This window comes from Pseudomonas sp. LBUM1641, assembly GCF_059716235.1.
This window is the reverse complement of record NZ_CP166815.1, coordinates 3,331,346-3,357,511: the sequence shown is the minus strand read 5'-3', so window position 1 is coordinate 3,357,511 and position 26,166 is coordinate 3,331,346. Positions and strand designations below refer to the sequence as shown.

Below are 26,166 nucleotides of genomic sequence, written 5' to 3'. Positions count from 1 at the left end.
ATGTTTTTGAGTTTTGGCAGAAAAAAGTCAGGCGTTTTTTATTGTTGAAATGGCATCGGGATCAGGCTTGTTTGTTCTCGAAACCATGCAGCACGTTGACGGCATTGATGCCGATTTCATCGACCATGTAGCCGCCTTCCATCACAAACAGGGTGGGCACGCCGACGCTGGCGATGATCTCGCCGATACCCAGGAAGTCGCGGCTTTCGAGGAGGAAATGGCTGATGGGATCGTCCTTGAAGGTGTCGACGCCGAGGGAGATCACCAGCACTTCCGGTGAGAACTTTCGCAGTTGAATGCACGCGTCGAGCAACGCGTCTCTATAGGTGCTCCAACCGGTGTTTTTCGCCAGCGGATAGTTGAGGTTGAACCCCTCGCCCGCCCCTGCGCCACGCTCGGCACTGAAGCCCGAATAGTACGGATACGACACAGACGGTTCGCCATGCAGCGAGACGAACATCACGTCACTACGGTCGTAGAAGATGTTCTGCGTGCCGTTGCCGTGGTGGAAATCCACGTCCAGCACCGCAACACGCTTGGCGCCTTGAGTGATCGCCTGCTGCGCTGCGATGGCCGCGTTATTCAGGTAGCAATAACCGCCCATGTATTCCCGCGCCGCATGGTGGCCCGGTGGACGGCACAAGGCGAAGGCACTGTTGTGGCCTTCATCGATCAACGCCAGGCCAGTGAGCGCGATATCGGCGCTGGTCTTCACCGCTTCCCAGGTGGTGCTGGTGATGGGCGAACCGGCATCCATTGCGAAGAATCCGAGCTTGCCGTCAATAAATTCCGGCACCTGCTCGTTAGCCAAATCACGTACCGGCCACACCAGCGGCAACGCATCATGGGCACGGCCGATGGCGGTCCATTCAGCCCAGGCGGTTTCCAGGAACGACACGTAGCGTTCACTGTGGGCGTTGACGTAACAGGCCCGGTCGAACTTGCGCGGGACGATGATATCCCCCAGGCCCACATGCTTGACCCGGTCACGCACGGTGTCGGCCCGGCTGGGTTGTTCAAAGGACGGCTTGAGCACGCCATCCTTGAGTTCGGTGCCATGGTGCAAACGATGAGAATCACTAAAAACAGTCAACATGAAAGACATCCACCCGTGAAAGACAGGTGATTATTTTGTTCTGGCTGCGGTGGGCTTTCTTTGCTTTTACGTGCGCCGATGCTAGCGTAATCGGGTATTTTTACCCCAATGAGCCGCCATGAAGAAAAATAAAACCAAACAGGTCGCACTTGACGACACCGATCTCGCCATCCTCGCATTGCTGCAGGAAGACGCGAGTATCTCCAACGCCGAACTCAGCGAGCGCCTGTCCCTTAGCCTCACGCCGTGCTGGCGACGGCGTAAGCGGCTGGAAGAAGAAGGTGTGATCAAGGACTACCAGGCCAACCTCGATCGGAAGATGCTGGGCCTGGAAATCATGGCGTTTGTGCACGTGCGGTTTGCGGTGCATTCCGACCATACGCCGGAAGATTTTGAAGCGGTGATCAAGGAACTGCCGCAGGTGCAGGCGTGCCACAAGATCACTGGGGATGCGGATTATCTGTTGCAGGTGTTGGCGGAGGATCTGGATGCGTACAGCGATTTTGTAGAGAGCGTGTTGAGGCGACAGTTGGGGATTGCGTCGATTCAGTCGAGTTTGGCGTTAAGGGAGGTCAAGGCGACGAGTCGGGTGGCGATTCCTGGGCGGGTGGGAAAGTGATCCAGTGGGAAATCAGCTTTTGTTTTCTATGCCGGCGACCCTAGGCAAAAGCCGCGATGGATGTGATTGGCCAGCGCTTGCAGGAAACGGTTGAGGCCGCAACCGACTCGGCAAGCCAGCAACACAAAACGACTGTGGCGAGGGGGCTTGTCCCCCGTTGGTCTGCGTAGCAGTCCTGTTTTTGGGGGCGCTTCGCACCCCAGCGGGAGCAAGCTCCCTCGCCACGGGGTTTGTGGTTTTTTGACGGATTGCTGGGGCTGCTGCGCAGCCCAACGGGGGGCAAGCCCCCTCGCCACAGGTTGTGGGTGGTCCGAAGATATCTGACGGCTAGCGCAGGGATTGCTGCAGGAACTCGCTGATCAAGCTGAGTATCTGTTGCTGAATCTGCGGCTTGGGACGGGCGCCCTTGGCATCCAGGCAGATGAAGCCTTCGCCGGGGTCACTCTGTTCAATCCGCTCCACCGCGCCTGGCTTGCACAGGGGCAGGAAGCTGAAGTGCGTGGCGTCGCTGATTTCCACGTAGCGCGAAGTCTTCTGCGGCAGGCGTTTGGCCAAGTCGGCCGACTCCAGCGCTGCAGGCAATTCCGGGGACGGCGTGTCCGCCGCAATCACCAGCGTGGGGCGGTTCAGCGCCGCCAGGCTTTCGTCGCTGAAGCCGCGGGCGAAGCCCAGGTCCAGGGAGACGATGGCGGCCACACGCTTGTCGCTCAAGTCCTCGGCCAGGCGCTGTTTGGCCTGCTCCGTGCGACCCACCTCGATCAGGTCGTACGCTTTGCAAGGCGCGATCTCGGGATGCACTTTGCAATCCTCGGTGAAGCGCTGCGGGTCGAAGCGTGCGCCGCCAACTTCCATCGCGGTCCAGCCGCCGAGGGAATGCCCCACTACGGCGATCCTGTGGTCGGCCACCGAGCCAAAGCGCTTGGGCTGGGCGATCACGGCATCAATCACCCGATGGATATCCAGGGGACGTTTCCATAGCTCGGAGGCCGCGGGCTGGGTGCGGTCCTTGCTGGTGGTGCCGGGGTGGTTGGGCGAGGCGACGATGTAACCCTGCCCGGCCAACGCGCTGGCGAGCCAGGACTGGTTGATCCAGTTGCCGAAGATGCCGTGGGAGATCACCACCAGCGGGTGCTCGCCGGCAGCCGGCGCCGCGTCCTTCAAGGCCGGCGCGCCGATAAACACCGGATTGTCAGCAATCAGTTCTGGCGCGCCGGAAGCATGGGTCGGGTACCACACCGCCACCTGCAACGGCCTGCCGTGCTCCGCGTCGGAAATCACTATTTCCTGGAAGCCGATCCGAACCTCATTGGCCTGGGCCAGACCGGTTACAACCGTCAACAACAGCGCAGCACACAGCGTTTTCATCCTTGAGTTCCCTAAGTGGCTAAGCGCCATATTCTTGCACAGTATCGACAGTCCTGGGTCCATGCCAGTAACCTGCTTCACCAATGAGGAAAGCCACGTATCCAGGGAGCGCAGCATGGGCATTTTTGATCGTCTGTTTGGTGGGCGCTTTACCATGCCGCCGCCCGAGGAAACCAACGCCAGCCATGCCGCAATCATGCGAGAGATGCGCCCTCCCGAATTCGCGCAGCAGAAGCAGGCGCTCAAAACACTGACCCAAACGCTGCTGGCCCGTGCGCCGGAAGAGGAAAGCGCCAGACTGGTCAGGCGAGTGCTGCGCCAGTACTCCGTCCGACAAGACTCAGCCACGGCACTGTCGTTGGGTTTGCTTGAAGACACCCGCGGACAGAAACTCGACTACCTGACGCTGCTGGCCGTCGATTGGCGTGGGTATGACAGCTTTGAATACCTCGCGCCCTACCTGGCAAGCGCCAGCGGCGTACAAGAACCTTACGTCTACGTGCATGACGGCAAGTCATCAATGGCAGAGGTGCTCGGCCGTTTCGACCAATGGCTGGCTCGATTCGGCAAGCGTTACGTCCACCTGGACTCGGGAGATGACGACTTCCAGGGCTTTATCATCGATGCTGAACAGGTCGAAGCAACCATTGAGTTGGCGCGTGTAGCGGGTATCAACACCCATCTCGAGAGCTTCTGATTTCAGGTAATTATCCATGTCCATCACCGATAACCTGCTGGCCTTTACCTTCGCCGCCACACTGCTGACGCTGACTCCAGGGCTGGACACGGCCCTGGTGCTGCGCACCGCAACCGTCGAGGGCAAGCAGCAAGCGCTGCGCGCCACCCTGGGCATCAACGCCGGCTGTTTATTGTGGGGTGCAGCGGTGGCCTTTGGGCTGGGCGCGTTGATTGCCGTGTCCGAGGTGGCCTTCAACGTCTTGAAGTATTGCGGCGCGGCTTACCTGGCGTGGCTGGGCCTGAACATGCTGATGCGTCCGCGCAGCTCGCTGGCGCCCGTCGAGGCCGACGGAAAACCCGGTGCCAACTGGTTCTTGAAGGGGATGATGGGCAACGTGCTCAACCCCAAGATCGGGATTTTCTACGTGTCTTTCCTGCCGCAGTTCATTCCCCAGGGGCATTCCCTGGTGGCCTGGACGTTCGGCCTGGTGAGCATCCATGTGGTGATCAGCCTGATCTGGTCACTGATACTGATCGGCGCCACGCAGCCACTGGCCGGCGTGCTGCGGCGCGAAAAGGTGATCAAGTGGATGGACCGCACCACCGGCATGATCTTTGTGCTGTTCGCGGCCCGGCTGGCGTTCAGCAAGCGCTGAGGTCAGCGTGTGGCGAGGGGGCTTGTCCCCCGTTGGGCTGCGCAGCGGCCCCAAAAAAGAGGGACTGCTACGCAGTCCAACGGGGGACAAGCCCCCTCGCCACAACAAGCCCTCTCACCACAGGTACGGTGTAAGCTTTTAATTGGCCGTATTGGCCCGCGCCGCGTGCAGCTTCTTGTAGCTGTCGACCAACCGCAGGTGCCGATCCAGCCCTTCCAGCTTCGTGCTCGTCGGCGTCAAACCATAGAACCGCACGCTACCGTTCACCGAACCAATCGCCGCATCCATTCGCTCGTTGCCAAACATCCGGCGGAAATTCACTTCGTAGTCCGCCAGTTCCAGATCTTCGTCCAGCTCCATCTCCAACACTGCATTCACAGCTTGGTAGAACAAGCCACGCTCGACGGTGTTGTCGTTGTACTGCTGGAACATCTCCACCAGTTCTTTCGCTTCCTCGAACTGCTGCAAGGCCAGGTAAATCAGCAGCTTCAGTTCCAGAATGGTCAGTTGACCCCACGCCGTGTTGTCATCAAATTCGATGCCGATCAAGGAGGTGATGTCGGTGTAATCGTCCAGCTCACTTTCCACCAGACGCTCAACCAGGCCCTTCAATTCGGCTTCGTCGAGGCGATGCAGGTTCAAGATGTCTTCGCGGAAAAACAGCGCCTTGTTGGTGTTGTCCCAGATCAGATCGTCGATCGGATAGATCTCCGAATAGTCCGGCACCAAGATGCGGCAGGCGGTCGCGCCGATGTGCTCGTACACCGCCATGTAGACTTCCTTGCCCATGCCTTCGAGGATACCGAACAAGGTTGCGGCCTCTTCGGCGTTGGAGTTTTCACCCTGGCCGGAGAAGTCCCATTCGACGAACTCGTAATCCGACTTGGAGCTGAAGAAGCGCCACGACACCACGCCGCTGGAGTCGATGAAGTGCTCGACAAAGTTGTTCGGCTCGGTCACTGCGTGGCCTTCAAACGTTGGCTGCGGCAAGTCGTTCAGGCCTTCGAAGCTGCGGCCTTGCAGCAGTTCCGTCAGGCTGCGTTCCAGCGCCACTTCCAGGCTCGGGTGGGCGCCGAAAGAGGCGAATACACCGCCGGTGCGCGGGTTCATCAACGTCACGCACATCACCGGAAATTCGCCGCCCAGGGACGCATCCTTTACCAGTACCGGAAAGCCTTGGGCTTCCAGGCCCTGAATACCGGCGAGGATGCCCGGGAATTTCGCCAGCACTTCCTGCGGCACATCCGGCAGCGCGAATTCGCCTTCGATGATTTCGCGTTTTACCGCGCGCTCGAAAATCTCCGACAGGCACTGCACCTGCGCTTCAGCCAGGGTGTTACCGGCACTCATGCCGTTGCTGAGGTACAGGTTCTCGATCAGGTTGGACGGGAAATACACCACCTCACCATCGGACTGGCGCACGAACGGCAGCGAAACAATGCCGCGCTCTTCGTTGCCGGAGTTGGTGTCGTAGAGGTGCGAGCCACACAGCTCGCCGTCGCGGTTGTAGATATGCAGGCAGTGCGCGTCGAGGATTTCCGGCGGCAGTTCGTCTTTACGGCCCGGCTTGAACCAGCGCTCGTCCGGGTAATGCACAAACGCCGCGTTGGCGATGTCTTCACCCCAGAACTGGTCGTTGTAGAAGAAGTTGCAGTTCAGCCGTTCGATAAACTCGCCCAATGCCGACGCCAGCGCGCCTTCCTTGGTCGCGCCCTTGCCGTTGGTAAAGCACATCGGCGAGTGTGCATCGCGGATATGCAGCGACCACACGTTGGGCACGATATTGCGCCACGAAGCGATTTCAATCTTCATGCCCAGGCCCGCCAGGATGGCCGACATGTTGGCGATGGTTTTTTCCAGCGGCAGGTCTTTGCCTGCGATGTAGGTGCCTGCGTCGGACGCGGCGCTCGGCATCAGCAATGCCTGGGCATCGGCATCCAGGTTTTCCACTTCCTCGATCACAAACTCCGGCCCGGCCTGCACCACTTTTTTCACGGTGCAGCGGTCGATGGAACGCAAGATGCCCTGGCGGTCTTTGTCGGAGATGTCCGCCGGCAACTCGACCTGGATCTTGAAGATCTGGTTGTAGCGGTTTTCCGGATCGACAATGTTGTTCTGGGACAGGCGAATGTTGTCGGTGGGGATGTTGCGGGTTTCGCAGTACAACTTCACAAAGTAAGCCGCACACAACGCCGACGAAGCCAGGAAGTAATCGAACGGACCCGGGGCCGAGCCATCGCCCTTGTAGCGAATAGGCTGGTCGGCCACCACGGTGAAGTCGTCGAACTTGGCTTCAAGTCGAAGGTTGTCGAGAAAATTGACCTTGATTTCCATGCGGGATTACCAGAATAGCGAGCAAAATATGGCCGCCATTATCCGGGTTTCGAGGCGTAAGTCTTGTGCTTTCGGGCTTGTCTGATCGCTGGTGGTTGATGTTAACCGCGCTGAGCGGATTGGCGGCCCAGGGCCGCCCATCTCAAGGAGATTCAGGCCTGTGAAAACTCCTGAGTCAGTGGGTCATCCTCAAGGACAACGCCTTACTTCTTAACCGGCGCATCCCAGCACTCCGGGTTACGTGCGCACACGTTGTATTGTCGGTCCATCAAGGCCATACGATTGATATGCGTATCGGCAGCGGTGCGCAGCGATTGCTCGCTGGTCTTTATGTACTGCGACAGTCTATCGGCCATGCGGGCGTTCCACTGACGCCGCGTCGGCTCATCCAGCGTCGTGGGCGCCGTGGCCATGACCTGCAGCGTGCTGTCGTCGACTCGGCCCAACTCGTCACGATACGTCTGCTCGTACTGCACACGGGCGGCGTCATGATGGTGATTGAGGTCGTACTGCATCGCTTCAAGGTTCTGTTTGTAGAGTGCCCAGTAACCGTCAGGTAGCACGCCGCCGTCAGCTTTGCGTAGTTTGGCGATGCGCGCATCGTTATCAGAGGGCGCGAGAACCGGCTTTTTCGCTGAGATCACCACCGGGTCCTTGACGATGATCTGGTCGATCAGCGCAGTACGGACGCTGGTCTGCGCCAGCGGCTGGCCCAGGGGTTCAAGATCAAAGGGCGCCGCCGGTGCGACAGCAACCTGATGGTTTGCACAGCCTGAAAGCAACAGCGCTAAGGCCAGATGGGTAAAAACGAGGACGTTACGAAATGGCATAAGCTCTCCATGAGCAGGTCAGGTTCAGGGTTGAAACGTGTTTACTCAATCACCGCCACCGCCTCGGCAAACTGCGCATCGGTGACATCAGGGTTACCGCCAGCACCGCGAAAATCCCGCAACGCCTGCTCAAAATACGCACCCCGGATCTGGCCCTCGGACCCTACAAACGCCAATGCGTCATTCTTGGCTGAAAGAAAGCTGCCGGGACGGGTGGTCAGTTCCGAAGTCAGCAAGGTGAAGGTGGAGAACTTCAGGCATGACCACCCAAGCGGATCGTCGCCAAAGGAGACACCGTCTTTAGCCTGGGCAACGCTGCAACCGAGCAACAGGCCTAATCCCGCCAACCCGATCACTCCTCGAAAAATCTTCACGCGCGCTTCCTTCCTTGAAATGGCTAGTTACATCGGGGCGCAAGGCTACCCGTCCCGCCCGGTACACACAACTCAAAGGCCACTACCCTGCACTCAACCCCCACAACACATCCAGCACATGTTGCGTTGGTCGCTCGATGTCCCCGGCGCGGTGGGCAATCCCCAGTTGGCGCCACAACAAGGGCTGGATTGGACGCATCACGATCCGGCTGTCGGGCAATGGCGTGGACGCCTCATGGGGCAACAACGTAGCGCCATAACCGGCAGCCACCAGGCTTTTGATCGCATCGTTATAGTTGAGTTGAATACGCGGGGTGGGCTGATGCCCCTCACTGGCGAACCACTCCGACGTGAGGCGTGAAAGCCGGGTGGTGGTGTCATTCAGAATCAAGGGCTGGGCGGCCAGCCAAGCAGGTGTCACTACCTCCGGGCATTCCCGGCGCGCCGGCAAAAAAGCCATGACCGGATCTCGCCGCCAGGGCTCGATCTGCAAACCCTTCACTGGCGCCTGCGGCAACGCCACCAGGCCAATTTCGAGTGCGCCTTCGGCAAGTTTCTTCAGCGTGTCCTGCGAGGTGAGTACTGCGACCTGCACATCAATGGCTGCGTGGCGTTGGCTCAAAGTCTCGAGGGCTTGCGGCAGCAACTGTGCAATGGCCCCGGTGGATGCGCCCAGCCGCACACGCCCTGCCAGCCCCTGCACCTGACGCTCCACGTCTTCAAGCGCCTGTTCCGCATCCGCCAACAACCGGCGCGCGCGCTCCACCAGGGTTTCGCCAATCGCCGAAGGCTGAACCCGCCCACGGGTACGCGATAACAGCTTGCCGCCCACTCGCGACTCAAGATCAGCAATGTGCAGGCTGACCGTCGGTGGCGCGAGGTTCAGCATGCGGGCCGCCTCGGCGAACGAACCAAGGTCGGCAATCGCCACCAGTGTGCGCAGGCGGTCCAGGCTGATTTCGCGCATGGGTTATTCCTTATTCAGAAAATCTGAATTTCATCGTTTGGAAATTCAACTTTTCCTATCCTAGCGGCTCGCCGAAGATTGGAACACCTGATTTCCTCTGCGAGTGCATCCCATGGCAAATCCCCTTGTATTTATCGACGGCGACCAAGGCACCACCGGGTTGCAGATCCATCAGCGCCTGCGCGACCGCACCGATCTGCAACTGATCACCCTGAGCCCGGAACACCGCAAGGACCCGCAGCAGCGCGCCGAGATGATCAACGCTTGCGACATCGCGATTCTCTGCTTGCCCGACGACGCCGCACGCGACGCCGTCGCGAGCATCCAGAACCCGGCTGTGCGGGTGATCGACGCGAGTTCGGCCCACCGTACTCATCCTGACTGGACCTACGGTTTCGCCGAGATGAGCCCGCAACAGGCGCAACGCATTGCCACGGCGCAGCGGGTCAGCAATCCCGGTTGCTACCCCACCGGAGCGATTGGACTGTTGCGCCCCTTGCTTGAGGCCGGATTGCTGCCAAAGGACTACCCGACGACCATTCATGCCGTTTCGGGCTATTCCGGCAAGGGCCGCGCCGGGGTGCAGGAACATGAGGGCGCGGACGCCTCACAAGCGCCCGCCTTCCTGGTGTATGGGCTTGGGCTGGCACACAAGCATGTGCCGGAGATTCAGCTGCAAAGCGGGCTGACGGAAAGGCCGACCTTTGTGCCGGCCTACGGGGCGTTTCGCCAGGGCATCGTATTGACCATCCCCCTGCAACTTCGGTTATTGGCGCCGGGTGTGGATGGCTCGCGGTTGCATGACTGTTTGACTCAGCACTACCGCGATACGAATCACGTCCAGGTGCTGTCGATGCAGGCCGCCAAAGAGCTGACCTACCTTGACCCTCAAGCGCTGAACGGCACGGACGATGTGCGCCTGATCGTGTGTGAAAACCACGAGACGGGCCAGGTCCTGCTGGCGGCGGTGTTCGACAACCTCGGCAAGGGCGCTGCGGGTGCCGCCGTGCAGAACCTGGATTTGATGATCAGGGCAAAACAATAGCGGGCGCCGATTTTTCCGGGGCCCTGCGGGCGTAATCCGTCACGACTGTGCAACAAGCTCGACGTAGCTGGACTCCCCGCCGCCCTCCGCGCCCGACAGCCAACCCCACACGAAGGTCAGAGTGGTATGCCCGGCGGCGTCAACGCCTACGGTGCCCCTTGACCAGCCGGCAAGAATCTCGCCCTCGGTGGTCAGGCACTGATACAGCAGTTCTATGGAGTCGGGACCTGTGGCGCGCCCGACCTGATTGCCCATGCGAATCCTGCCGCCCTGGTAAGTCCCCCAGATGGCATTACCATCGACGTGATATTCAAACACGGTGCCCGTACCGGACAGCCCGTGGGTGTTGCCCGCTACGATAAACCGGCGATTGTTCAGGCGTTCGCTGATTTGGGAAAAGGCGGTTGGCATATGAAGGCGCTTCCTTGGTCGACAGGGTCCGTTCCCTGGGTGGTCAACCTACCGCATATGGCTTTAACCGGTCATGCAAAACCTGCACAATTCCCGTCGGCTTTAGCGATAAGCTCGACCGCTTGCCCGCAGCGGCTGAAGGCGGCCTTGAATAGATGGAGCGGGATATGAAGGAGCACAGAGAAAAGCGCGTGGTGGTCATTGGCGCAGGCATCGTCGGCGCTTCCCTGGCGTATCACCTGGCCGTCAAAGGCGCGAGCGTGACCTTGGTCGAGGCTGCGGAAGTCGCCTCCGGCGTGACGGCCACTTCATTTGCCTGGATCACCACTTCACACCGGGGGCCGGACCCGATCGCCGCCTTGCGTGGCGAGGCCATCAACGACTATCACCGTCTTGAAACCCAACTGCCGGGCCTGAACATTCGTTGGACAGGCGCCCTGTCTTACGGCGCGAATTCAAGGGCGTTGCAGCAGCCTTCGGCGCACCGGTTGTCGCGCTCGCAGATTCTCGACCTTGAGCCAAACCTGAAAAACCCTCCTGAACATGCCATGTATGTCGCCGAAGAAGGCGCCCTGGATGCGGTGCACGCCACCCATACGTTGGTCGCTGGCGCCCAGGCGCTGGGCGCGAAGGTACTCACACAAACTCGGGTTCTGGGCTTCATAACCGCGAATGGCCGGGTGACGGGCGTCGAAACCGCCAAGGGCATCATCGATGCCGACGTTGTGGTAATGGCCGCCGGGACGGGCATTTCGACGCTGGCAGACATGCTTGGGGCGCCCCTTCCCATACACGCCTCGCCGTCCATTTTCATCCGCTACACCTCGCAATCCCGTCTGGTGCAAACGCTTATCTCCAACCCGGAAATGGAAGTCAGGCAAGCGGCCGACGGTACGTTGCTGGCGGCAGAGGACTACCTGGGCGATGCCATGGAAAACCAGCCGATGGCGATCGCGCTGCGCACGGCCAACACCATTCGGCACGGGCTCCATGGCGTTGATTCGATTGAGCCGGAGTTGGCGTGTATCGGACTCAGACCCATTCCCGCAGACAACATCCCCATCATCGGTTATCTACCCAACGTCGAGGGAGTCTATGTATGCGTAATGCACCCTGGGGTTGCGTTGGCCGCGATAGTCGGTCGCCTTGCCAGTGGGGAGATCGTGGACAACAGCGTGGCCCCCGCGCTTGGCCCCTGTCGGCCTGACAGGTTTTTTCCGGTAAAGGGGACGGATCTATTTACCTGAGGCGCTTACGAGTGCACAACATTGCCCTTTGCAAAGCAGCACCTCAAATTGTGCAACCGCCTCTCACCCCTTATCCTCGAGAGCTTACCTGCCACCTCCCGCCGGAGCGCCCATGGACCTCGCCACCCTCACCCTCTTCCTCCCGGCCTGCTTCGCCCTGAACATGGCGCCTGGCCCGAACAACCTGCTGTCCGTAAGCAACTCCACCCGCTATGGCTACCGCACTTCGTGCCTGGCGGGCGTCGGGCGCTTGTTGGCGTTCGCCGGGATGATCGCCCTCGCGTCCGCCGGGCTGGCGGTGGTGCTGCAAACCTCTGAGTTGTTGTTCTACGGGATCAAGATTCTGGGGGCGGCGTATCTGTTTTATCTGGCGTATCAACTGTGGCGGGCCAATCCGCAGGCGGAGGCTGAGTCGACAGCGCCCAAGGCAGACTTGTTGGCATTGGCAAGACAGGAGTTCCTGGTGGCCGCCGGCAATCCCAAGGCGATCCTGATTTTTACCGCCTTCCTCCCGCAGTTCGTCGACCCGGCACAGCCGATCACTCCGCAATTCGCCCTGCTGGGTGTGATGTTCCTGGCCCTGGAATGGATCGCCATCAGCGCCTACGCCTATATGGGTTTGCATATGCGCCGCTGGTTCGCGCAGCCTCGGGGCAAGCGGATTTTCAACCGCTGCTGTGCGGGGTTGTTGTCTGCAGCGGCGACAGTGCTGCTGATGGCGCGCAGGGCCTGAAAAAGAGGATAAGGGATGAGTTTCACCGTCAATGTAAGGGTGGCAGTCGCAGCAGATGCACCCGCCATCCAGGCGATTTATGCCCCCATGGTTGAACGCACGGCGATCTCTTTCGAGCAGGAAGCTCCGAGCATCGAGGAGATGGCCCAGCGGATCACTGCCACGCTGGATCTTTATCCCTACCTGGTAGCCGAGCGCGACGGTCAGGTCGTGGGCTACGCCTATGCCAGCCCGCATCGCGCCCGGGAAGCGTATCGCTGGTCGGTGGATGTCACGGTGTATATCGATCCCGTGGCACATCGCAACGGAATCGGCCGAGCGTTATACCAACAGTTATTGCCCCTGCTCGTGCGCCAGGGCTACCACGCGGCTTATGCCGGGATCGCCCTGCCGAACGCCGGGAGTGTGGGGTTGCATGAAGTGTTGGGATTCACGCAAATCGGGACGTATCCCGAAGTCGGATTCAAGCATGGTCAGTGGCATGACGTAGGTTATTGGCGCAAGGCACTGGATGGATCGACACCGCCCAGGTCGATCATTCCATTCAGCGAGTTGCCGGGGAAATAGGTTGGGCGGTGACGAGTTTGTGATCCTGCTTAACAACACCTCGAACGAGCGCACCGTCGCGCTGGGCCGCGTCGGCTTGATTGAACAAGGTGATACGGCGCTGTATGAATCCACGCGTGGCGGACACGTTCAGCCGCTCAACCTTTAAGCGCCGCCTCGATCCCCGCGACATCGATCTTGGTCATCCCCATCATCGCATCAAACGCCCGCTTGGCCGCTGCAGGGTCGGGATTGGTGATCGCCGCGCTCAGCACCCTCGGGGTAATCTGCCACCGCACGCCCCATTTATCCTGACACCAGCCGCAGACATTTTCCTGGCCGCCATGGCTGACAATTGCGTGCCACAAACGGTCAGTTTCCTCTTGGTCGTCGGTGGCCACCTGGAACGAGAACGCCTCGTTGTGCTGCACGCCAGAGCCGCCGTTCAGGCCAAGGCAAGGAATGCCCATGACCGTGAATTCCACGGTCAACACATCACCCTGCTTGCCCGCCGGATAATCCCCGGGCGCGTGATGGACTGCGGTCACCGCACTGTCCGGGAAGGAGTTGGCGTAGAAGTTGGCAGCGTCCAGTGCACTGCCGTCGTACCAAAGGCACACCGTATTTTTGCTGAGCATGAGTGTTCTCCAGCGTGGAGGTTCGGACTTGCAGTGTAGTACCGCTACCGACAAGAATGCGTTCGCGTCCTGGCACGCCCCCCGCTTTAACCCCAACGGTGCAGATAATGAGTAACGGTGTAAGGATCGACCCGCGAACACTCCCGGTCCCGCAGTCCATCAGCCCCGAGGCCCAGGCGATGTTGCGTCGCTCGGTGAATGACGAGGGCGTACCGCTGAACAGCCGGTACGCCATGCCCGCCGCCGATGACCACGACGGCTGGCGCCGCATGCAAGCCGCCGTCGCCCAAAACTACGCCGCGTCACAGGTGGGGCAAGCGGCGAGCCTGCGCGCCCTCGTCGAGACGATCACCGTCGACAGCGCCACCGTGTACCGGGCAACCCCAGCCGACGGCGCCGGGTTCGCCTATATCGACCTGCACGGCGGCGCCCTGGTGTTCGGCGGCGGCGAAAACGCCCGCCTCGCCGCCGGCAGACATGCCGACCTGCATGGCATGACCTGCTACGGCGTGGACTACCGCATGCCGCCCGACCACCCATACCCGGCGGCACTCGATGACTGCATGGCCACCTACCGGCACGTACTGGCGCACCACACCCCGGACAAGATCGTGATCGGCGGCCGCTCGGCCGGTGGCAACCTTGCCGCCGCCACGGTGCTGCGGGCTCGCGACGAAGGCTTGCCGCTGCCGGCCGCGCTGGTATTGCTGTCACCCGAAGTGGACCTGACCGAATCGGGCGACAGCTTCCAGGTCAACCGCACCGTCGACGTGGTGCTGCCCAACCCGCTGATGAGCACCAACCTGCTGTACGCCGCCGGCGCGGATTTGTCTCACCCGTACCTGTCGCCATTGTTCGGAGATTTCGCAAAGGGCTTCCCGCCGACGTTCGTGCAAAGCGGCACCCGTGACCTGTTCCTCTCCAACGCTGTGCGCCTGCATCGCGCACTGCGACGGGCCGAGGTGCCGGTGGATCTGCATATTTTTGAAGCGATGCCCCACGGCGGTTTCATGGGCGCGCCGGAAGACGCAGAACTGTCGGCGGAACAGGTGCGTTTCGTGCGCCACTGGTTGAACCGCGCCTGATCGCTGCGAGTTGACACACCCTGTAATAATCCATAAAGATGAGCGTCTTCTTCAGGGTGTGTCCTCAATGTCTGCAACGACCTTCAACTTTTCCGTCATTGGCTTGATTGCCAAGGCGCAAGGTTGCGTTGCGCACGCCCTCAAATCGAAGAAACAGTCGCTCATGTGACCGGGGCGCGCTGTCCCGTCAGATGAGCTGACAGGACATTGAGCGCGAAGGCCCCCTCCTCTTGCTTACTTCCCTCTGCCCTTCTGACGGTGACGAAATCGGTCAACCATCAGGAGAAAGCGCATGTCATCGTTTCAAGGTATCTGGGTTCCCGTCGTTACACCGTTTCATAACGGCGCCATCGACTTCATCGGCTTGCGCCGCCTGGTCTGCCATCTGCTGGAAAAAGGCGTGGCCGGAATCATGGTCTGCACCACCACCGGCGAAGCCGCCTCGTTGAGCCGCCATGAGCAGTTGGCGATGCTGGATGCTGTACTGGAACTCGTACCGCCGCAGCAAGTGGTGATGGGTTTGGCGGGGTATAACCAGATTGAGCTTCTGCAGTTTCAGGCTGAAATCCTGAAGCGCCCGGTGGCCGGTTTGCTGGTGCCGCCGCCGAGCTACATCCGCCCGTCCCAGGCGGGCCTTGAGGCGTTCTTCCGCACCGTGGCCGATGCGTCCAGTGTGCCGATCATTCTGTATGACATCCCCTATCGCACCGGTATTGCCTTCGAACAGGCGACGCTGCTGAACATCGTTGCCCATGAACGGATCGTCGCGATCAAGGATTGCGGCGGCAACCTGGCCAACACCCTGGCGTTGTTGGCCAGTGGGAAGGTTGATGTGTTGTGTGGTGAGGATGTGCAGATATTCAACGCGCTGTGCCTTGGAGCGACCGGGGCGATTGCCGCGTCGGCGCATGTGCGGACCGAGGATTTTTTGACGCTGCACCGGCAGGTTCGGGATAACCAATTGATGGCGGCTCGTAAGACGTTTTTCGGTTTGCTGCCGTTGATTCACACAATGTTCGTGGAGCCCAATCCGGCGCCGGTGAAGGCGGCGCTGGCGATGGAGGGGTTGATCGGCAGTGAGTTGCGGGCGCCGATGCTGGCGGGAAGTGAGACGGTGGTGAATCAATTGCAGCAAGTCTTGGCCACGCTCGAATAACCTGTGGCGAGGGCTGCTTAGCCTCTCGCCACCGCCAACCGATGCAACGTGATCTTGCGCACCTCCTGCTTGCTCACCTCAATGTGAGTCTTGAGCAGTTGCTGCGCCTGATCACTTTGCCGTTGCAAGATCGCATCGAGGATGCTTCCGTGCTCCTCATAGGTCGCTGCAATACGTGCTTGCTGAGTGAAATCCAGCCGCCGGATGATGCGGATTTTCTCGGTAATCTCGTAATGCATGCGCGCCATTTCTGCGTTGCCCGTGGCCTGCACCAGCCCGCAGTGAAACGCCTCATCCAGCGCCGAAACGAGCTGAGCGTCATCCAGCCGGGCACTTTCGTCCACCTGCCAAATCGCCTCAAGCCCTTCAAGGCCCTGCTCCGCCATGCCACACAAGCGGCTGACGGCGGCCAACTCCAGCACGATCCGAACGTCGTAAAGCTCTTCAAAATAGTTGAAGTCGAACGGCCGCACCTGCCAGCCACTCCTGAAAAACACCTCCAGGTACCCTTCCCGCTCCAGCCGATACAGCGCCTGGCGCACCGGCGTGCGGCTGGCCTGCATGCGTTCGGCCACGTCACCTTCGCTGAAGCGATCACCCGGTAACAAACGAAAGTCGAAGATGTCGTCCTTCAACTGCTGGTAGACCCGCTCTGCCAGGCTGTTCGGGCGTTCGCTGGGTTTTCTCGTGGTTGAGAGCTGCATGCCTATTTCCTGCTCGCCATGTAGGCACGCCAGCCACCGAATTCGGTGATGTCGGTGGCGCCTGCCAGGGCCCAGGGCTCGCAGATAAACCCCTTTACGCTGCGCCCGTCTGCCAGGGTCAGGTTGCCGATGCCCAGCGGCGCGGGAATCTCCGCGACGAACTCGCCAAAGCGAGCGATGGGCATGTCCCACAGCTCGACGATGATCGCGCTGCCCGAGTCATCCTTGACCAGCCCAGGCTTGAGCGGAACTGTGCCCGGTAAAGCATGCAGGCGGTAGCTGCTGGCGGTCAGCGTCTGCTCCACCAGCACGGCGTTGCGGCTGGTCAGTTGGAAGTTCAGCGGCATTCCCGTGAGGTGCGCGCCCACCACCGCTACCCGCACGCTGCCCGGAGCCTGCCGTGCAGGGGCCGGTTGTGGCAGGTGGCGTCCGGTGGCGCCCAGCGGCAGATCGAGGCCGGCCTGCCAGCGTTTGCCCAGATGCGCCAGGGCCGTGTCGTGCCAGGCAGGCGCGATAAGCGTGATGCCGCAGGGCAGGCCATCGCTGCGCAGCCCGGCAGGCACGGCCAGCGCCGAGAGATCGGCCAGGTTGGTGAAGTTGGTGTAGAAGCCAAACTGCGAGTTGTAGAGCACCGGCTCCACGGCCATTTCTGCCAGGGTACGGATCGTCGGCGAGGTCGGCACCAGCAAGGCATCGAAACCGGTGAGGCTGTCGTTGATGCGGCGGCTCAGTTCGGCCCGCAGGTATTCGGCTTTATAGGCATCGCAAGCGCTGTACTGGTGGCCGTTTTCAACGATGCCGCGCACCACCGGGTTGATTGCCCCGGGGTTGCTGGCGAGCATGCCTTCCAGTGCAACCGTGCGCTCCGCGACCCAGGAACAGTAATAAAGCTGCTCGGCAAGTTGCTGAAACGGGCTGAAATCCACCGCCGTGATCTCGGCACCGAGTGCCTGAAACCTGAGCAGCGCCTGTTCAAACACCGCCTGATTCTGCGCGTCGCCAAAAAACTCCAGGCTGGCCGGAACCGCCAGCTTGATTGTGGCGCCGACCGCTACGGGAGCAGTATTGGGATTGGCGCGTGAATAGGCGTCGCTCCCGTCGTAAGCAGCAGCGACGCCCGCAACCGTCTCGGCATCTTCAACCGTCAGCGCAAACACCGAAATACAGTCCACAGTGCGACAGGCTGGCACCAACCCGGTGTTGGACAAGCGCCCCTTGGTCGGCTTCAACCCGACGATATTGTTGAAGCCCGCCGGTACCCTCCCGGAACCGGCGGTATCGGTGCCCAGGGAAAACGCTACCAGGCCTCGCGCAACCACCGAAGCCGAACCTGAGCTGGAGCCGCCGCTGACATAGTCCGGGTTGAAGCTGTTACCCACCGCGCCGTAGGGCGAGCGTGTACCTACCAGGCCAGTGGCGAACTGATCCAGGTTGGTCTTGCCCATCAGGATCGCCCCGGCCGCCCGCAGCCGGGCCACCACTGATGCATCCTCCTTGGCCGTATAGGCAAATTCAGGACACGCCGCCGTGGTCTCCCAACCTGCCGCATCGATGTTGTCCTTGATGGCAAACGGCACGCCGTACAGCGGCAGCTTGTCGATATCGCCATCGGCCGCCGCGAGCCGCTCGGCCAGTTGCGCCAACTGGTCACGCAACTGCTGCGGTTGTACCCGGCTGATCCAGGCGTTGTCCTCGGCGGGAAACGTGCCCGCCAGGGTCAACAGGATGTCGGGGGTCAGCGCCTGGCTGCGGTAAGCGGCCTGCCATTCGCCAAGGGTCCAGCCAAGTTGTTCGTTGCGCATTGAGGATTCCATCTTGTATCCAAGTTTGGATTTCTTTTAGCAAGCGTTGGGCCAATTCACTGAAGGCCAATGAATACGTGGCCTTGACAGAAAACCAGCGGATGGATCGCCTTCAGCCGTGCGCCGCCATGAAGCAGCAATGCGCCAAAAAAAGACATTCAGGCGGCCGCGCGGTTGCGAGCGGGTCGATACCGGCCTATGTTCGAAACCATGCTTTAAAAACTGCTGTCCATCCCATACGCCCATTCCGTAGCCAGGTGACGACATGCCCACCGCTTCCCGCCCCGCTGTGCTCGAACTGATCGGCAACACCCCGCTGGTGCGGGTCAGCCGCTTCGATACCGGCCCGTGCACGCTGTTCCTCAAGCTTGAATCCCAGAACCCCGGCGGCTCGATCAAGGACCGCATCGGCCTGGCCATGATCGACGCCGCCGAACGCGACGGCCGCCTGCGCCCCGGTGGCACCATTATCGAAGCCACCGCCGGCAATACCGGCCTCGGCCTGGCCCTGGTAGGCCGCGCCAAAGGTTACCGGGTGGTGCTGGTGGTGCCGGACAAGATGTCCACCGAAAAGGTCTTGCACCTGAAAGCCATGGGCGCCGAGGTGCACATCACCCGCTCCGACGTCGGCAAAGGCCACCCCGAGTATTACCAGGACGTGGCGGCACGGCTGGCCAAGGACATTCCCGATTCGTTCTTCGCCGACCAGTTCAACAACCCGGCCAATCCCCTGGCCCACGAGACCAGCACTGCGCCGGAAATCTGGGCCCAGACCCAGCATGATCTCGACGCCATTGTGGTCGGCGTCGGCTCGGCCGGCACCCTCACCGGCCTGACCCGTTTCTTCAAGCGCGTACAACCCGATCTCGCCATGGTGCTGGCCGATCCGGTCGGCTCAGTGATGGCTGAATACAGCCGCAGCGGCACCATGACCGAACCCGGCTCATGGGCCGTGGAAGGAATCGGCGAAGACTTCATCCCCTCCATCGCCGACCTCTCCAGCGTGCGCCACGCCTATTCCATCAGCGACGAAGAAAGCTTCGACCACGCCCGTCAACTGCTGCGGGCCGAAGGCATTCTCGGCGGCTCTTCCACCGGCACCCTGCTCGCCGCCGCCCTGCGCTATTGCCGCGAACAGACCGAGCCCAAGCGCGTCGTCACCTTCGTGTGCGACACCGGTACGCGCTACCTGTCGAAGGTCTACAACGACCAATGGATGAACGACGCCGGCCTGCTGCAATACAAACATTACGGCGACCTGCGCGACCTGATCGCCCGCCGTTTCGAGGACGGCCGAGTGATCAGCGTCGGCCCCGACGACAGCCTGCTCACCGCCTTCCAGCGCATGCGCCTGGCGGACGTGTCGCAACTACCGGTGCTGGTGGACGGCCAGAAACTGGTGGGGGTGCTCGACGAGTCGGACGTATTGCTCGGCCTGCATCAGAACGCCGCGCATTTTTCCATGACCGTGGCCAGCGCCATGACCAACGCCCTGCACACCCTTGCGCCCAGCGCCAGCCTTGCGCAATTGCAGGCCGAACTGGATCGCGGACTGGTGGCAATCATTGCTGACGCGTCGGGCTTTCACGGCCTGATCACCCGCGTCGACCTGCTTAATCACCTACGGAGATCCCTTGCATGACCCAGCACGATAAAAGCGCCTTCGCCACCCGCGTGATCCATGCCGGGCAATCCCCGGACCCGACCACCGGGGCGCTGATGCCGCCGATCTACGCCAACTCCACCTACCTGCAGGAAAGCCCCGGCGTTCACAAAGGCTTCGACTACGGGCGCTCCCATAACCCGACGCGCTTCGCCCTGGAACGCTGCGTGGCCGATCTGGAAGGCGGTACCCAGGCCTTCGCGTTCGCCTCCGGGCTGGCGGCGATTTCCACCGTGCTGGAACTGCTCGACGCCGGTTCCCACGTGGTCTCCGGCAATGACTTGTACGGCGGCACCTTCCGCCTGTTCGACAAAGTTCGCCAACGCAGCGCCGGGCATCGTTTCAGCTTCGTCGACCTGACGGACCTGTCGGCCTTCGAAGCCGCGTTGCAGGACGACACGCGGATGGTCTGGGTCGAAACCCCGAGCAACCCGCTGCTGAGCCTGACCGACCTCAGCGCCATCTCCCGCATCTGCAAGGCCCGGGGCATCATCTGCGTGGCCGACAACACCTTCGCCAGCCCATGGATCCAGCGCCCGCTAGAACTGGGCTTCGACATCGTGGTGCACTCCACCACCAAGTACCTCAACGGCCACTCCGATGTAATCGGCGGCATTGCCGTGGTGGGCCAGAACCCTGAACTGGCCGAACGCGTGGGCTTCCTGCAAAACTCCGTGGGTGCGATTGCCGGGCCGTTTGACGCGTTCCTGACCCTGCGCGGCGTGAAGACATTGGCGCTGCGCATGGAGCGCCATTGCAGCAATGCGCTGGAACTGGCGACATGGCTGGAGCAACAGCCCCAGGTGGCGCGGGTTTACTACCCTGGCCTGGCATCGCATCCGCAGCATGAGCTGGCACGCCGGCAGATGCGCGGGTTTGGCGGGATGATCTCGGTGGACCTGAAAAGTGACCTGGCGGGTGCGACACGCTTCCTGGAAAACGTGAAGATCTTTGCGTTGGCTGAAAGCCTGGGGGGCGTTGAAAGTTTGATCGAGCACCCGGCGATCATGACCCATGCGAGCATTCCGGCAGCGACGCGGGCGCAGTTGGGGATTGGAGATGGGTTGGTGCGGTTGTCGGTGGGAGTTGAGGACGTGGAAGACCTGCGGACGGACTTGGCGCAAGCGTTGGCGCGGATCTAAAAAACTGCCTCCCTGTAGGAGCGAGCTTGCTCGCGAAGGTCGTTAACGATGACGCTCGCACCCTGTTTCAACGCGGCGCCCTCCGGTTCTTCGCGAGCAAGCTCGCTCCTACAGTGGGTTGTCATCGCCACATCAATCTCAATCCAATGCCCCCCGCGAGTCCCAACAAACAGATCAGGCCCACGCCATAAGCGACCGTACGCCATGGCTGGCGGCCGCTCAGGTACATCACCGTATGCATCACCCGCGCGAGGGTGAACGTGCAGAACAGCCAGGTCGTGGCAACGCCGGTCGCCTCCACTGCAATGCACAACCCACCCAAAACGAAAAACAACGGAATATTTTCCAGGTCGTTGGCCCAGGCTCTCGCAGCCCGGGAGACTTGTGGTAATTCCCGGGAATTCGCATCGCGATGGAAGAAACCGGCGTCCTCGGGGTTGGTGAATGCACGGTGTCTGAGTCGAAAGAAACCCTGGTAACAGGAGATCGCCAGCATCTTCAAGAACAGCACCAGCACGCACACCGCATAAACCTCCATCACCGGCCCCCTGAAGGTTCGCGGAACCCGTTGACCACGATATACAACAGCGGACCGATGGATACGAAAACCGCCGTTACCAGTAAATAGGGCAATACCGATGCCAAGGATTTGCCCCTGGACCGCGCATCCCGGTACATCCATACGCCCGCCAAGGCCGCCATCAGATACAAGTCAATCACCACCTGGGCAGTGTCCGGCCTCGATATCAATTCAAGTCCGAACACCATGAGCGATTGATCAGCGATAAGCATCGTGATCAATGTGTACAGGGCAAAAGCCAACAACCCGGCCAGGGCAATCCAGGGTCTGCGCATGTTCTCCTCCTTGGAGACAACGGTTCGGGAAGCTGCACATTAGTGATAACGTCCTTCCCCTCTCAATGACCTCAAAGGTCATCGACACCACCGACCCGCACGGCCAGAGTCAACCCATGAGCAGCCAACCCTTCCCCCGCGCCAACCCCGACAACACCGCCGGCACGCAACTGCGCGTGCTGCGTCGGCACGCCAGATTGAGCCAGCTGGAACTGGCGCTGATCACCGGGGTTTCCCAACGCCACCTGAGCTGTATCGAGACCGGGCGCGCCAAGCCGAGCCCGGGCACTTTGCATAATTTGCTGATGGCGCTGGAGGTCCCGCTGGAGCAATGCAACAGCGTGTTCCTCGCCGCCGGCTTCGCCCCGCGTTATGAGGCAACCCCGCTCTCCTCGCCGTCGATGGAGGCCATTCGCGAGGCGATCAATCATGTGCTCCACGCGAATAATCCTGCGCCGGCGATCGTGCTGGGCAGCCACTGGGAAGTGCTCGGCGCCAACGCCAGTACGCAGGTGCTGTTCGAGCTGGTGGGGATCAAGCCGGAGGCGGCTGATGGATTGAATTTGCTGGTCACCCTGCTACAGCCTGGCGGCCTGGGTGATCATTTGATCAACGCTGAGGAAATCCGCACCATCGCCTGGCAACGGGCGACGCGCGAGGCGTTGGGCAACCCCGAACTTGCCAGGCTTCTGGACAGCCTGCCGGCCCCGCAAAGTACCGAAGCCTTGGTCAATGAACCGCCGCCACTGGTGCTGACACGCGTCAACTCGCGTGAAGGTGAGCTGAACTTCATGTCGACCTTCACCACCTTCGGCATGCCTCAGGACATCACGGTAACGTCGTTGCGCATCGAGCATTTGATTCCGGCGGATGCGCAGACGTGGCAGGTGATGACCGCCGCGTATGAGCGGTCATTGGTGAGGTAGAAAGCCGCGGCGGGGCCATTAGTTATTTGTCGTATTTTGCCCGCCATAGCTATTGGCGCGGCTCTTGGAGGAGGAGCCGTTGCTGTATTGGGTGTCTTGCCCGCCGTAGCTATTGGAGCGGCTCTTGGCTGAGGTGCCGTCGCTGTATTGAGTGTCTTGCCCACCATAGCTGTTGGAACGGGTCTTGGCCGAGGTGCCGTCGCCGTATTGGATATCCTGCCCGCCATAACTATTGGAGCGGCTCTTGGAGGAAGTACCATCGCTGTATTGGGTGTCTTGCCCACCGTAGCTATTGGCGCGACTCTTGGAAGAGGTGCCATTGTCGTATTCGCAATCGGACCCACCATAACTGTTCGCCCTGCACGTCTCGGCAACCGCTTGGTAAAGCGGCGCAGCCAACAAAACCGTGCCCAGCAAAACGACCTTAAGCTTCATGTTAATTCCTTGTAGAGGTGGCGATACGCTATTACAGACTGGAGATTCTGAACTTAGTTTCCAACTTTCTGAAATGCGCTCGCGCGAGCCGACGTGGCAACCCTTTGCCAGCCCCGGCAACTCCTGGCCTGCGCCCTGCCCCGGCAATACCACCCAGCCCGCGCCGCACAAGGCATACAGCACATGGCCCGGGTTTTGCTCTGTTGCTGCTACCAATAAGGGAGCGGCACCATGATAGGAAGCACGACAAGTCTGTTAGCGCTGGGACAGAAGGCTTTTACACAATCCATGGAAAACGGCACCCTGCGGGCCGGGAGGATTGAAGTCACCAACGCCACGCCCGAGATCAAGGCCAAGCTGGAAGCCAGCTATCAGGAGCAAGTGCGCTCGACCGCGCAAACCGTTGCCACCGCCAGGGCCAACCCTTCATGGGCGACCTTCGACGATAAAGGCAACGCCGTCGAACTGCCCGATGTTCAGTCACTCAGCAAAAGCGACGCCACCCATGTGGCCAACGGTATTCAGTACCTGCTGGATATCGGGCGCCTGGACGGCAAGACTGTCACCGCGAAAAATGGCGACCAGTCGACCGATAACATCGCGGTCTACAAAGACTGGCTCCAGGCCCACATCGGCGTTGATGTACAGGCCTGAGACGGCTCACACCATCGGTACGGCAATCAGCAAGATCGCCGTGCCATGGGTGGCCGTCGCCGCCACCACGCCGTAACGCATCCGCACCAGCCCGCAGGCCACGCCTTCAATCAGGGTAAAGGCCAACACTGGCCAGCCCAGTTGCGTCACGCTCAACGCCAGAAATGAATGGCACGCGGCGAACGCCAACCCGCTGAGCAACGCCGCACGCAGCGGCGTAACGTGCTGTTCGAGATAACCCTGCAAGAAGCCGCGAAACAACACCTCTTCCAGCGCATTGGCGCAGTAGGCAAGCACTAGCATGCCCATCATCCAGGTCCAGTAAGCCGCGATCGCCGCCGGTTCGATGCCTTGATACAGCCGCAATGGCAAGCCAATCAAACAGCCGGCCACCAGCCCCACTGCCAAGCCTGCACCGCGGTTACCCTTGAACAGCACCGTCAGTTGCCACAACTCCGGAGCCAGGCGCGCGAGCAGTGCAATCAGCCCAAGGGACAAGCCGCCGAGCGCAGCCAGCACGAAGGGGTTGGCCGTAAACTGGATCTGCACCTCAGTGCTCAGCGACCACATGCCCAGCGGCGTCATCGCATCGCGCATCAGCACGAACGCCAACAGCAGAATAACGATGCGCACGCCGGGCATTGTTTTCGGGGTGAGGCCGAACCACAGGCCAAACAGGATCAGCCCTGGAAGCAGATAAATCCCATAGTGAATCAGGACTGTAAAAGCGTCAGCGATCACTCGGCGTCAGCCCTGTGCCACAGCGATCATGTCGACTTCCACGGCGGCACCCTTGGGCAGTTGCAGCACGCCCACCGAGGTGCGCGTGTGAGAACCGGCAGCCCCCATGATCTCGTTCAACAGGTCTGACGCACCGTTGGCCACTTCGCTTTGCTGGTCAAAGTCATCCGCACTGCGCACGTACACATTGATCTTCAGGATCGCCTTGACCTGATCCAGGGAGCCCAGTGCCTGCTTGAGCAAACCCAGGCAACGCAATGCGCTGACGCCGGCGGCGATTTGGGCGTCGGCCAGGCTGAGGCTTTCGCCGACCTTGCCGGGCAGCACGATCACGTCACCCACCCGCGGGATCTGGCCGCTGATGTAAACGTGGTTGCCGTCCCTTAACAGCGGCGTGTAGTTACCGCCGATCTTGAACTCGTTGAGTTGATAACCCAGGCGCACCATGGCCGCCGCGTACTTTTGATCCGGTGTCATTTTGTTGTTGTCCTTATAGGCTGTTGCGGCGCTGCCATTCATCCACCACATCGCCCATGGTCTTGGGGATGTCGTTGCGAATCCACGCCATGAAATCGCGGTCGAACTTGAACTCTGCACCGCAGTGTTCAAGCATGAAGCGGCGCACGTTCTGAGTGTTTCTGTACTGCCGGGTAACGCGGGTAGCGCGCTGGATCGAGTCACTGTGCCAATCAAAAAGCATTGCGTTCCCTCGCCGGTGTTGGAGCTGCGGGCACAGCATAGCCATGTGCTTTTTATACGGGAAGTAGCGCCAACTATTTCGCAAGTGATATGACGACTACTTATGATCAATATGGCTTATCTGCTGGCTTACGTGAAATTTCACTTTCCTTGACCACGCAAAATACGGCATGGTTGTACGACGACCATAACGCCTGTCCTGTGTCGTACCAGTACCCCACAACAACAAGGAAACACCCATGCAAAACGTCAAGGTTCTGATTGGTTTTCTGTGCCTGTTCAGCGGTTACGCGGCCGCCGCGCCTGCCGCAGCCGACAAGGATGTAGCCGTCGCGGTCGATCACCTGACCCAAGCCATGCTGCACAAGGACATCCCGCAACTGCAGGCCCTCACCGCGAACAACCTCACCTACGGCCATTCCAGCGGCAAGGTCCAGAACAAGCAGGAATTTATCGCCGACATTGAAACCGGCAGAAGCGGTTTCAAGACCCTGGAAATGCAGAAACAGACCATCACCCTCAATGGCGACACCGCCCTGGTGCGCAACCACTTTTCTGCCCAGGCGGTGAACAGCGGCGTCGAGGTGCCCACCGAAATTGAAAACTTCCAGGTCTGGCAGAAGCAGAAAGGCAAATGGCTGCTGATCGGGCGCCAGGCGTACAAATTCTGATAGCACACAAATGCTTCTCTTGTGGCGAGGGAGCTTGCTCCCGCTGGAGTGCGCAGCGCTCCCAAAGATTTTGGGGCCTCTACGCAGCCCAGCG

The 26,166-nt window shown here is 60.7% G+C and carries 31 protein-coding genes and 1 pseudogene; 16 read left to right on the top strand and 16 right to left on the bottom strand.

The annotated features are described in order from the left end of the window. Positions 1–61: 61 nt before the first annotated feature. On the bottom strand, positions 62–1,096 hold the full coding sequence (locus ACA046_RS15365; RefSeq protein WP_497676947.1) for a histone deacetylase family protein: 1,035 nt from the start codon (positions 1,094–1,096) through the stop codon (positions 62–64). Positions 1,097–1,214: 118 nt separating this feature from the next. Here ACA046_RS15365 and ACA046_RS15360 point away from each other — a divergent pair, with 118 nt between their 5' ends. Further along, positions 1,215–1,715, top strand: coding sequence for an Lrp/AsnC family transcriptional regulator (locus ACA046_RS15360; RefSeq protein WP_017475545.1), 501 nt, complete (start codon positions 1,215–1,217; stop codon positions 1,713–1,715). Between the two features lie 327 nt (positions 1,716–2,042). On the opposite strand, the gene ACA046_RS15355 is transcribed toward ACA046_RS15360, so the two are convergent. Then, positions 2,043–3,080, bottom strand: coding sequence for an alpha/beta hydrolase family protein (locus tag ACA046_RS15355; protein WP_497676946.1), 1,038 nt, complete (start codon positions 3,078–3,080; stop codon positions 2,043–2,045). Positions 3,081–3,195: 115 nt separating this feature from the next. Between ACA046_RS15355 and ACA046_RS15350 the strand changes: the two genes are divergently transcribed. Beyond that, positions 3,196–3,777, top strand: a complete 582-nt coding sequence (locus ACA046_RS15350) for a DUF6630 family protein (protein WP_497676945.1) — start codon at positions 3,196–3,198, stop codon at positions 3,775–3,777. Positions 3,778–3,793: 16 nt separating this feature from the next. Continuing rightward, positions 3,794–4,414 carry a LysE family translocator gene (locus ACA046_RS15345; protein ID WP_459021240.1) on the top strand — a complete coding sequence of 207 codons (621 nt, stop codon included), beginning with the start codon at positions 3,794–3,796 and terminating at the stop codon, positions 4,412–4,414. A 138-nt stretch (positions 4,415–4,552) separates the two neighbouring features. On the opposite strand, the gene ACA046_RS15340 is transcribed toward ACA046_RS15345, so the two are convergent. The 4 genes from ACA046_RS15340 to ACA046_RS15325 form a co-directional block, all read right to left on the bottom strand. Then, the gene (locus ACA046_RS15340; RefSeq protein WP_497676944.1) at positions 4,553–6,748 is read right to left on the bottom strand and encodes an OsmC domain/YcaO domain-containing protein; all 2,196 of its coding nucleotides are present in this window, start codon (positions 6,746–6,748) and stop codon (positions 4,553–4,555) included. A gap of 203 nt (positions 6,749–6,951) precedes the next feature. Further along, complete coding sequence (locus ACA046_RS15335; protein ID WP_497676943.1) at positions 6,952–7,578, bottom strand: hypothetical protein; 627 nt, start codon at positions 7,576–7,578, stop codon at positions 6,952–6,954. A 41-nt stretch (positions 7,579–7,619) separates the two neighbouring features. Further along, entirely contained in the window at positions 7,620–7,952 is a 333-nt protein-coding gene (locus tag ACA046_RS15330) for a DUF2388 domain-containing protein (RefSeq protein WP_497676942.1), read from the bottom strand. A gap of 82 nt (positions 7,953–8,034) precedes the next feature. Further along, the gene (locus ACA046_RS15325) at positions 8,035–8,919 is read right to left on the bottom strand and encodes a LysR family transcriptional regulator (RefSeq protein WP_497676941.1); all 885 of its coding nucleotides are present in this window, start codon (positions 8,917–8,919) and stop codon (positions 8,035–8,037) included. Between the two features lie 112 nt (positions 8,920–9,031). Here ACA046_RS15325 and argC point away from each other — a divergent pair, with 112 nt between their 5' ends. Then, positions 9,032–9,964 carry an N-acetyl-gamma-glutamyl-phosphate reductase gene (argC, locus tag ACA046_RS15320; RefSeq protein ID WP_497676940.1) on the top strand — a complete coding sequence of 311 codons (933 nt, stop codon included), beginning with the start codon at positions 9,032–9,034 and terminating at the stop codon, positions 9,962–9,964. Between the two features lie 39 nt (positions 9,965–10,003). Here the strand turns inward: argC and ACA046_RS15315 are convergent, their stop codons facing one another. Continuing rightward, complete coding sequence (locus ACA046_RS15315) at positions 10,004–10,375, bottom strand: avidin-fold protein (protein ID WP_459021251.1); 372 nt, start codon at positions 10,373–10,375, stop codon at positions 10,004–10,006. Between the two features lie 167 nt (positions 10,376–10,542). Between ACA046_RS15315 and ACA046_RS15310 the strand changes: the two genes are divergently transcribed. From ACA046_RS15310 to ACA046_RS15295, 4 genes are all read left to right on the top strand, one after another. Further along, complete coding sequence (locus tag ACA046_RS15310) at positions 10,543–11,622, top strand: NAD(P)/FAD-dependent oxidoreductase (protein ID WP_497676939.1); 1,080 nt, start codon at positions 10,543–10,545, stop codon at positions 11,620–11,622. Positions 11,623–11,734: 112 nt separating this feature from the next. Beyond that, positions 11,735–12,355, top strand: coding sequence for a LysE family translocator (locus ACA046_RS15305; RefSeq protein ID WP_497676938.1), 621 nt, complete (start codon positions 11,735–11,737; stop codon positions 12,353–12,355). 15 nt (positions 12,356–12,370) lie between these two features. Then, complete coding sequence (locus tag ACA046_RS15300) at positions 12,371–12,922, top strand: arsinothricin resistance N-acetyltransferase ArsN1 family B (protein ID WP_497676937.1); 552 nt, start codon at positions 12,371–12,373, stop codon at positions 12,920–12,922. A 1-nt stretch (position 12,923) separates the two neighbouring features. Next, positions 12,924–13,070, top strand: a complete 147-nt coding sequence (locus tag ACA046_RS15295; protein ID WP_497677160.1) for a hypothetical protein — start codon at positions 12,924–12,926, stop codon at positions 13,068–13,070. On the opposite strand, the gene ACA046_RS15290 is transcribed toward ACA046_RS15295, so the two are convergent. Continuing rightward, complete coding sequence (locus ACA046_RS15290) at positions 13,060–13,539, bottom strand: VOC family protein (protein WP_497676936.1); 480 nt, start codon at positions 13,537–13,539, stop codon at positions 13,060–13,062. The genes ACA046_RS15295 and ACA046_RS15290 overlap by 11 nt on opposite strands. A gap of 107 nt (positions 13,540–13,646) precedes the next feature. Here ACA046_RS15290 and ACA046_RS15285 point away from each other — a divergent pair, with 107 nt between their 5' ends. Together ACA046_RS15285 and dapA are read left to right on the top strand one after the other, a co-directional pair. Next, entirely contained in the window at positions 13,647–14,624 is a 978-nt protein-coding gene (locus ACA046_RS15285; protein WP_497676935.1) for an alpha/beta hydrolase, read from the top strand. 292 nt (positions 14,625–14,916) lie between these two features. Then, a complete protein-coding gene (gene dapA, locus ACA046_RS15280; protein ID WP_497676934.1) occupies positions 14,917–15,780 on the top strand; it encodes a 4-hydroxy-tetrahydrodipicolinate synthase in 864 nt (287 codons plus the stop codon). Between the two features lie 17 nt (positions 15,781–15,797). On the opposite strand, the gene ACA046_RS15275 is transcribed toward dapA, so the two are convergent. Both ACA046_RS15275 and atzF read right to left on the bottom strand, forming a co-directional pair. Then, positions 15,798–16,484: a GntR family transcriptional regulator gene (locus ACA046_RS15275; protein WP_459021265.1), complete on the bottom strand. Its 687-nt coding sequence runs from the start codon at positions 16,482–16,484 to the stop codon at positions 15,798–15,800. A gap of 2 nt (positions 16,485–16,486) precedes the next feature. Next, on the bottom strand, positions 16,487–18,286 hold the full coding sequence (gene atzF, locus ACA046_RS15270; RefSeq protein WP_497676933.1) for an allophanate hydrolase: 1,800 nt from the start codon (positions 18,284–18,286) through the stop codon (positions 16,487–16,489). Between the two features lie 265 nt (positions 18,287–18,551). On the opposite strand from atzF, the gene ACA046_RS15265 reads away from it, so the two are divergent. From ACA046_RS15265 to ACA046_RS15255, 3 genes and pseudogenes are all read left to right on the top strand, one after another. Continuing rightward, a complete protein-coding gene (locus ACA046_RS15265) occupies positions 18,552–19,928 on the top strand; it encodes a pyridoxal-phosphate dependent enzyme (RefSeq protein WP_167664724.1) in 1,377 nt (458 codons plus the stop codon). After that, positions 19,925–21,091, top strand: coding sequence for a cystathionine gamma-synthase (locus ACA046_RS15260; protein ID WP_497676932.1), 1,167 nt, complete (start codon positions 19,925–19,927; stop codon positions 21,089–21,091). Before ACA046_RS15265 ends, ACA046_RS15260 begins: the two co-directional genes overlap by 4 nt. 26 nt (positions 21,092–21,117) lie before the next feature. Continuing rightward, a pseudogene (locus tag ACA046_RS15255) lies at positions 21,118–21,213 on the top strand (outer membrane lipoprotein carrier protein LolA); the annotation flags it as partial. Here the strand turns inward: ACA046_RS15255 and ACA046_RS15250 are convergent. Both ACA046_RS15250 and ACA046_RS15245 read right to left on the bottom strand, forming a co-directional pair. Continuing rightward, positions 21,213–21,629 (bottom strand): MAPEG family protein, encoded by a 417-nt coding sequence (locus tag ACA046_RS15250; protein WP_497676931.1) that lies wholly within the window; start codon positions 21,627–21,629, stop codon positions 21,213–21,215. The pseudogene ACA046_RS15255 and the gene ACA046_RS15250 overlap by 1 nt on opposite strands. Then, entirely contained in the window at positions 21,629–21,946 is a 318-nt protein-coding gene (locus ACA046_RS15245; RefSeq protein WP_497676930.1) for a DUF2834 domain-containing protein, read from the bottom strand. The genes ACA046_RS15250 and ACA046_RS15245 overlap by 1 nt, the downstream gene beginning before the upstream one ends. A gap of 116 nt (positions 21,947–22,062) precedes the next feature. Here ACA046_RS15245 and ACA046_RS15240 point away from each other — a divergent pair, with 116 nt between their 5' ends. Continuing rightward, on the top strand, positions 22,063–22,872 hold the full coding sequence (locus ACA046_RS15240; RefSeq protein WP_497676929.1) for a helix-turn-helix domain-containing protein: 810 nt from the start codon (positions 22,063–22,065) through the stop codon (positions 22,870–22,872). 18 nt (positions 22,873–22,890) lie between these two features. Here the strand turns inward: ACA046_RS15240 and ACA046_RS15235 are convergent, their stop codons facing one another. Next, positions 22,891–23,307 (bottom strand): hypothetical protein, encoded by a 417-nt coding sequence (locus ACA046_RS15235; protein ID WP_003215097.1) that lies wholly within the window; start codon positions 23,305–23,307, stop codon positions 22,891–22,893. A gap of 288 nt (positions 23,308–23,595) precedes the next feature. Here ACA046_RS15235 and ACA046_RS15230 point away from each other — a divergent pair, with 288 nt between their 5' ends. Beyond that, positions 23,596–23,961 (top strand): hypothetical protein, encoded by a 366-nt coding sequence (locus tag ACA046_RS15230; RefSeq protein WP_497676928.1) that lies wholly within the window; start codon positions 23,596–23,598, stop codon positions 23,959–23,961. Between the two features lie 6 nt (positions 23,962–23,967). Here the strand turns inward: ACA046_RS15230 and ACA046_RS15225 are convergent, their stop codons facing one another. The 3 genes from ACA046_RS15225 to ACA046_RS15215 are packed head-to-tail and all read right to left on the bottom strand — an operon-like array spanning position 23,968 to position 25,402. Next, the gene (locus ACA046_RS15225) at positions 23,968–24,702 is read right to left on the bottom strand and encodes a CPBP family glutamic-type intramembrane protease (protein ID WP_497676927.1); all 735 of its coding nucleotides are present in this window, start codon (positions 24,700–24,702) and stop codon (positions 23,968–23,970) included. Positions 24,703–24,708: 6 nt separating this feature from the next. Next, positions 24,709–25,179 carry a RidA family protein gene (locus tag ACA046_RS15220; RefSeq protein ID WP_497676926.1) on the bottom strand — a complete coding sequence of 157 codons (471 nt, stop codon included), beginning with the start codon at positions 25,177–25,179 and terminating at the stop codon, positions 24,709–24,711. A 13-nt stretch (positions 25,180–25,192) separates the two neighbouring features. Then, positions 25,193–25,402: a DUF6434 domain-containing protein gene (locus tag ACA046_RS15215; protein WP_459021282.1), complete on the bottom strand. Its 210-nt coding sequence runs from the start codon at positions 25,400–25,402 to the stop codon at positions 25,193–25,195. Between the two features lie 238 nt (positions 25,403–25,640). Here ACA046_RS15215 and ACA046_RS15210 point away from each other — a divergent pair, with 238 nt between their 5' ends. Next, entirely contained in the window at positions 25,641–26,072 is a 432-nt protein-coding gene (locus ACA046_RS15210) for a nuclear transport factor 2 family protein (protein ID WP_063029654.1), read from the top strand. The last annotated feature ends 94 nt before the right edge of the window (positions 26,073–26,166 follow it).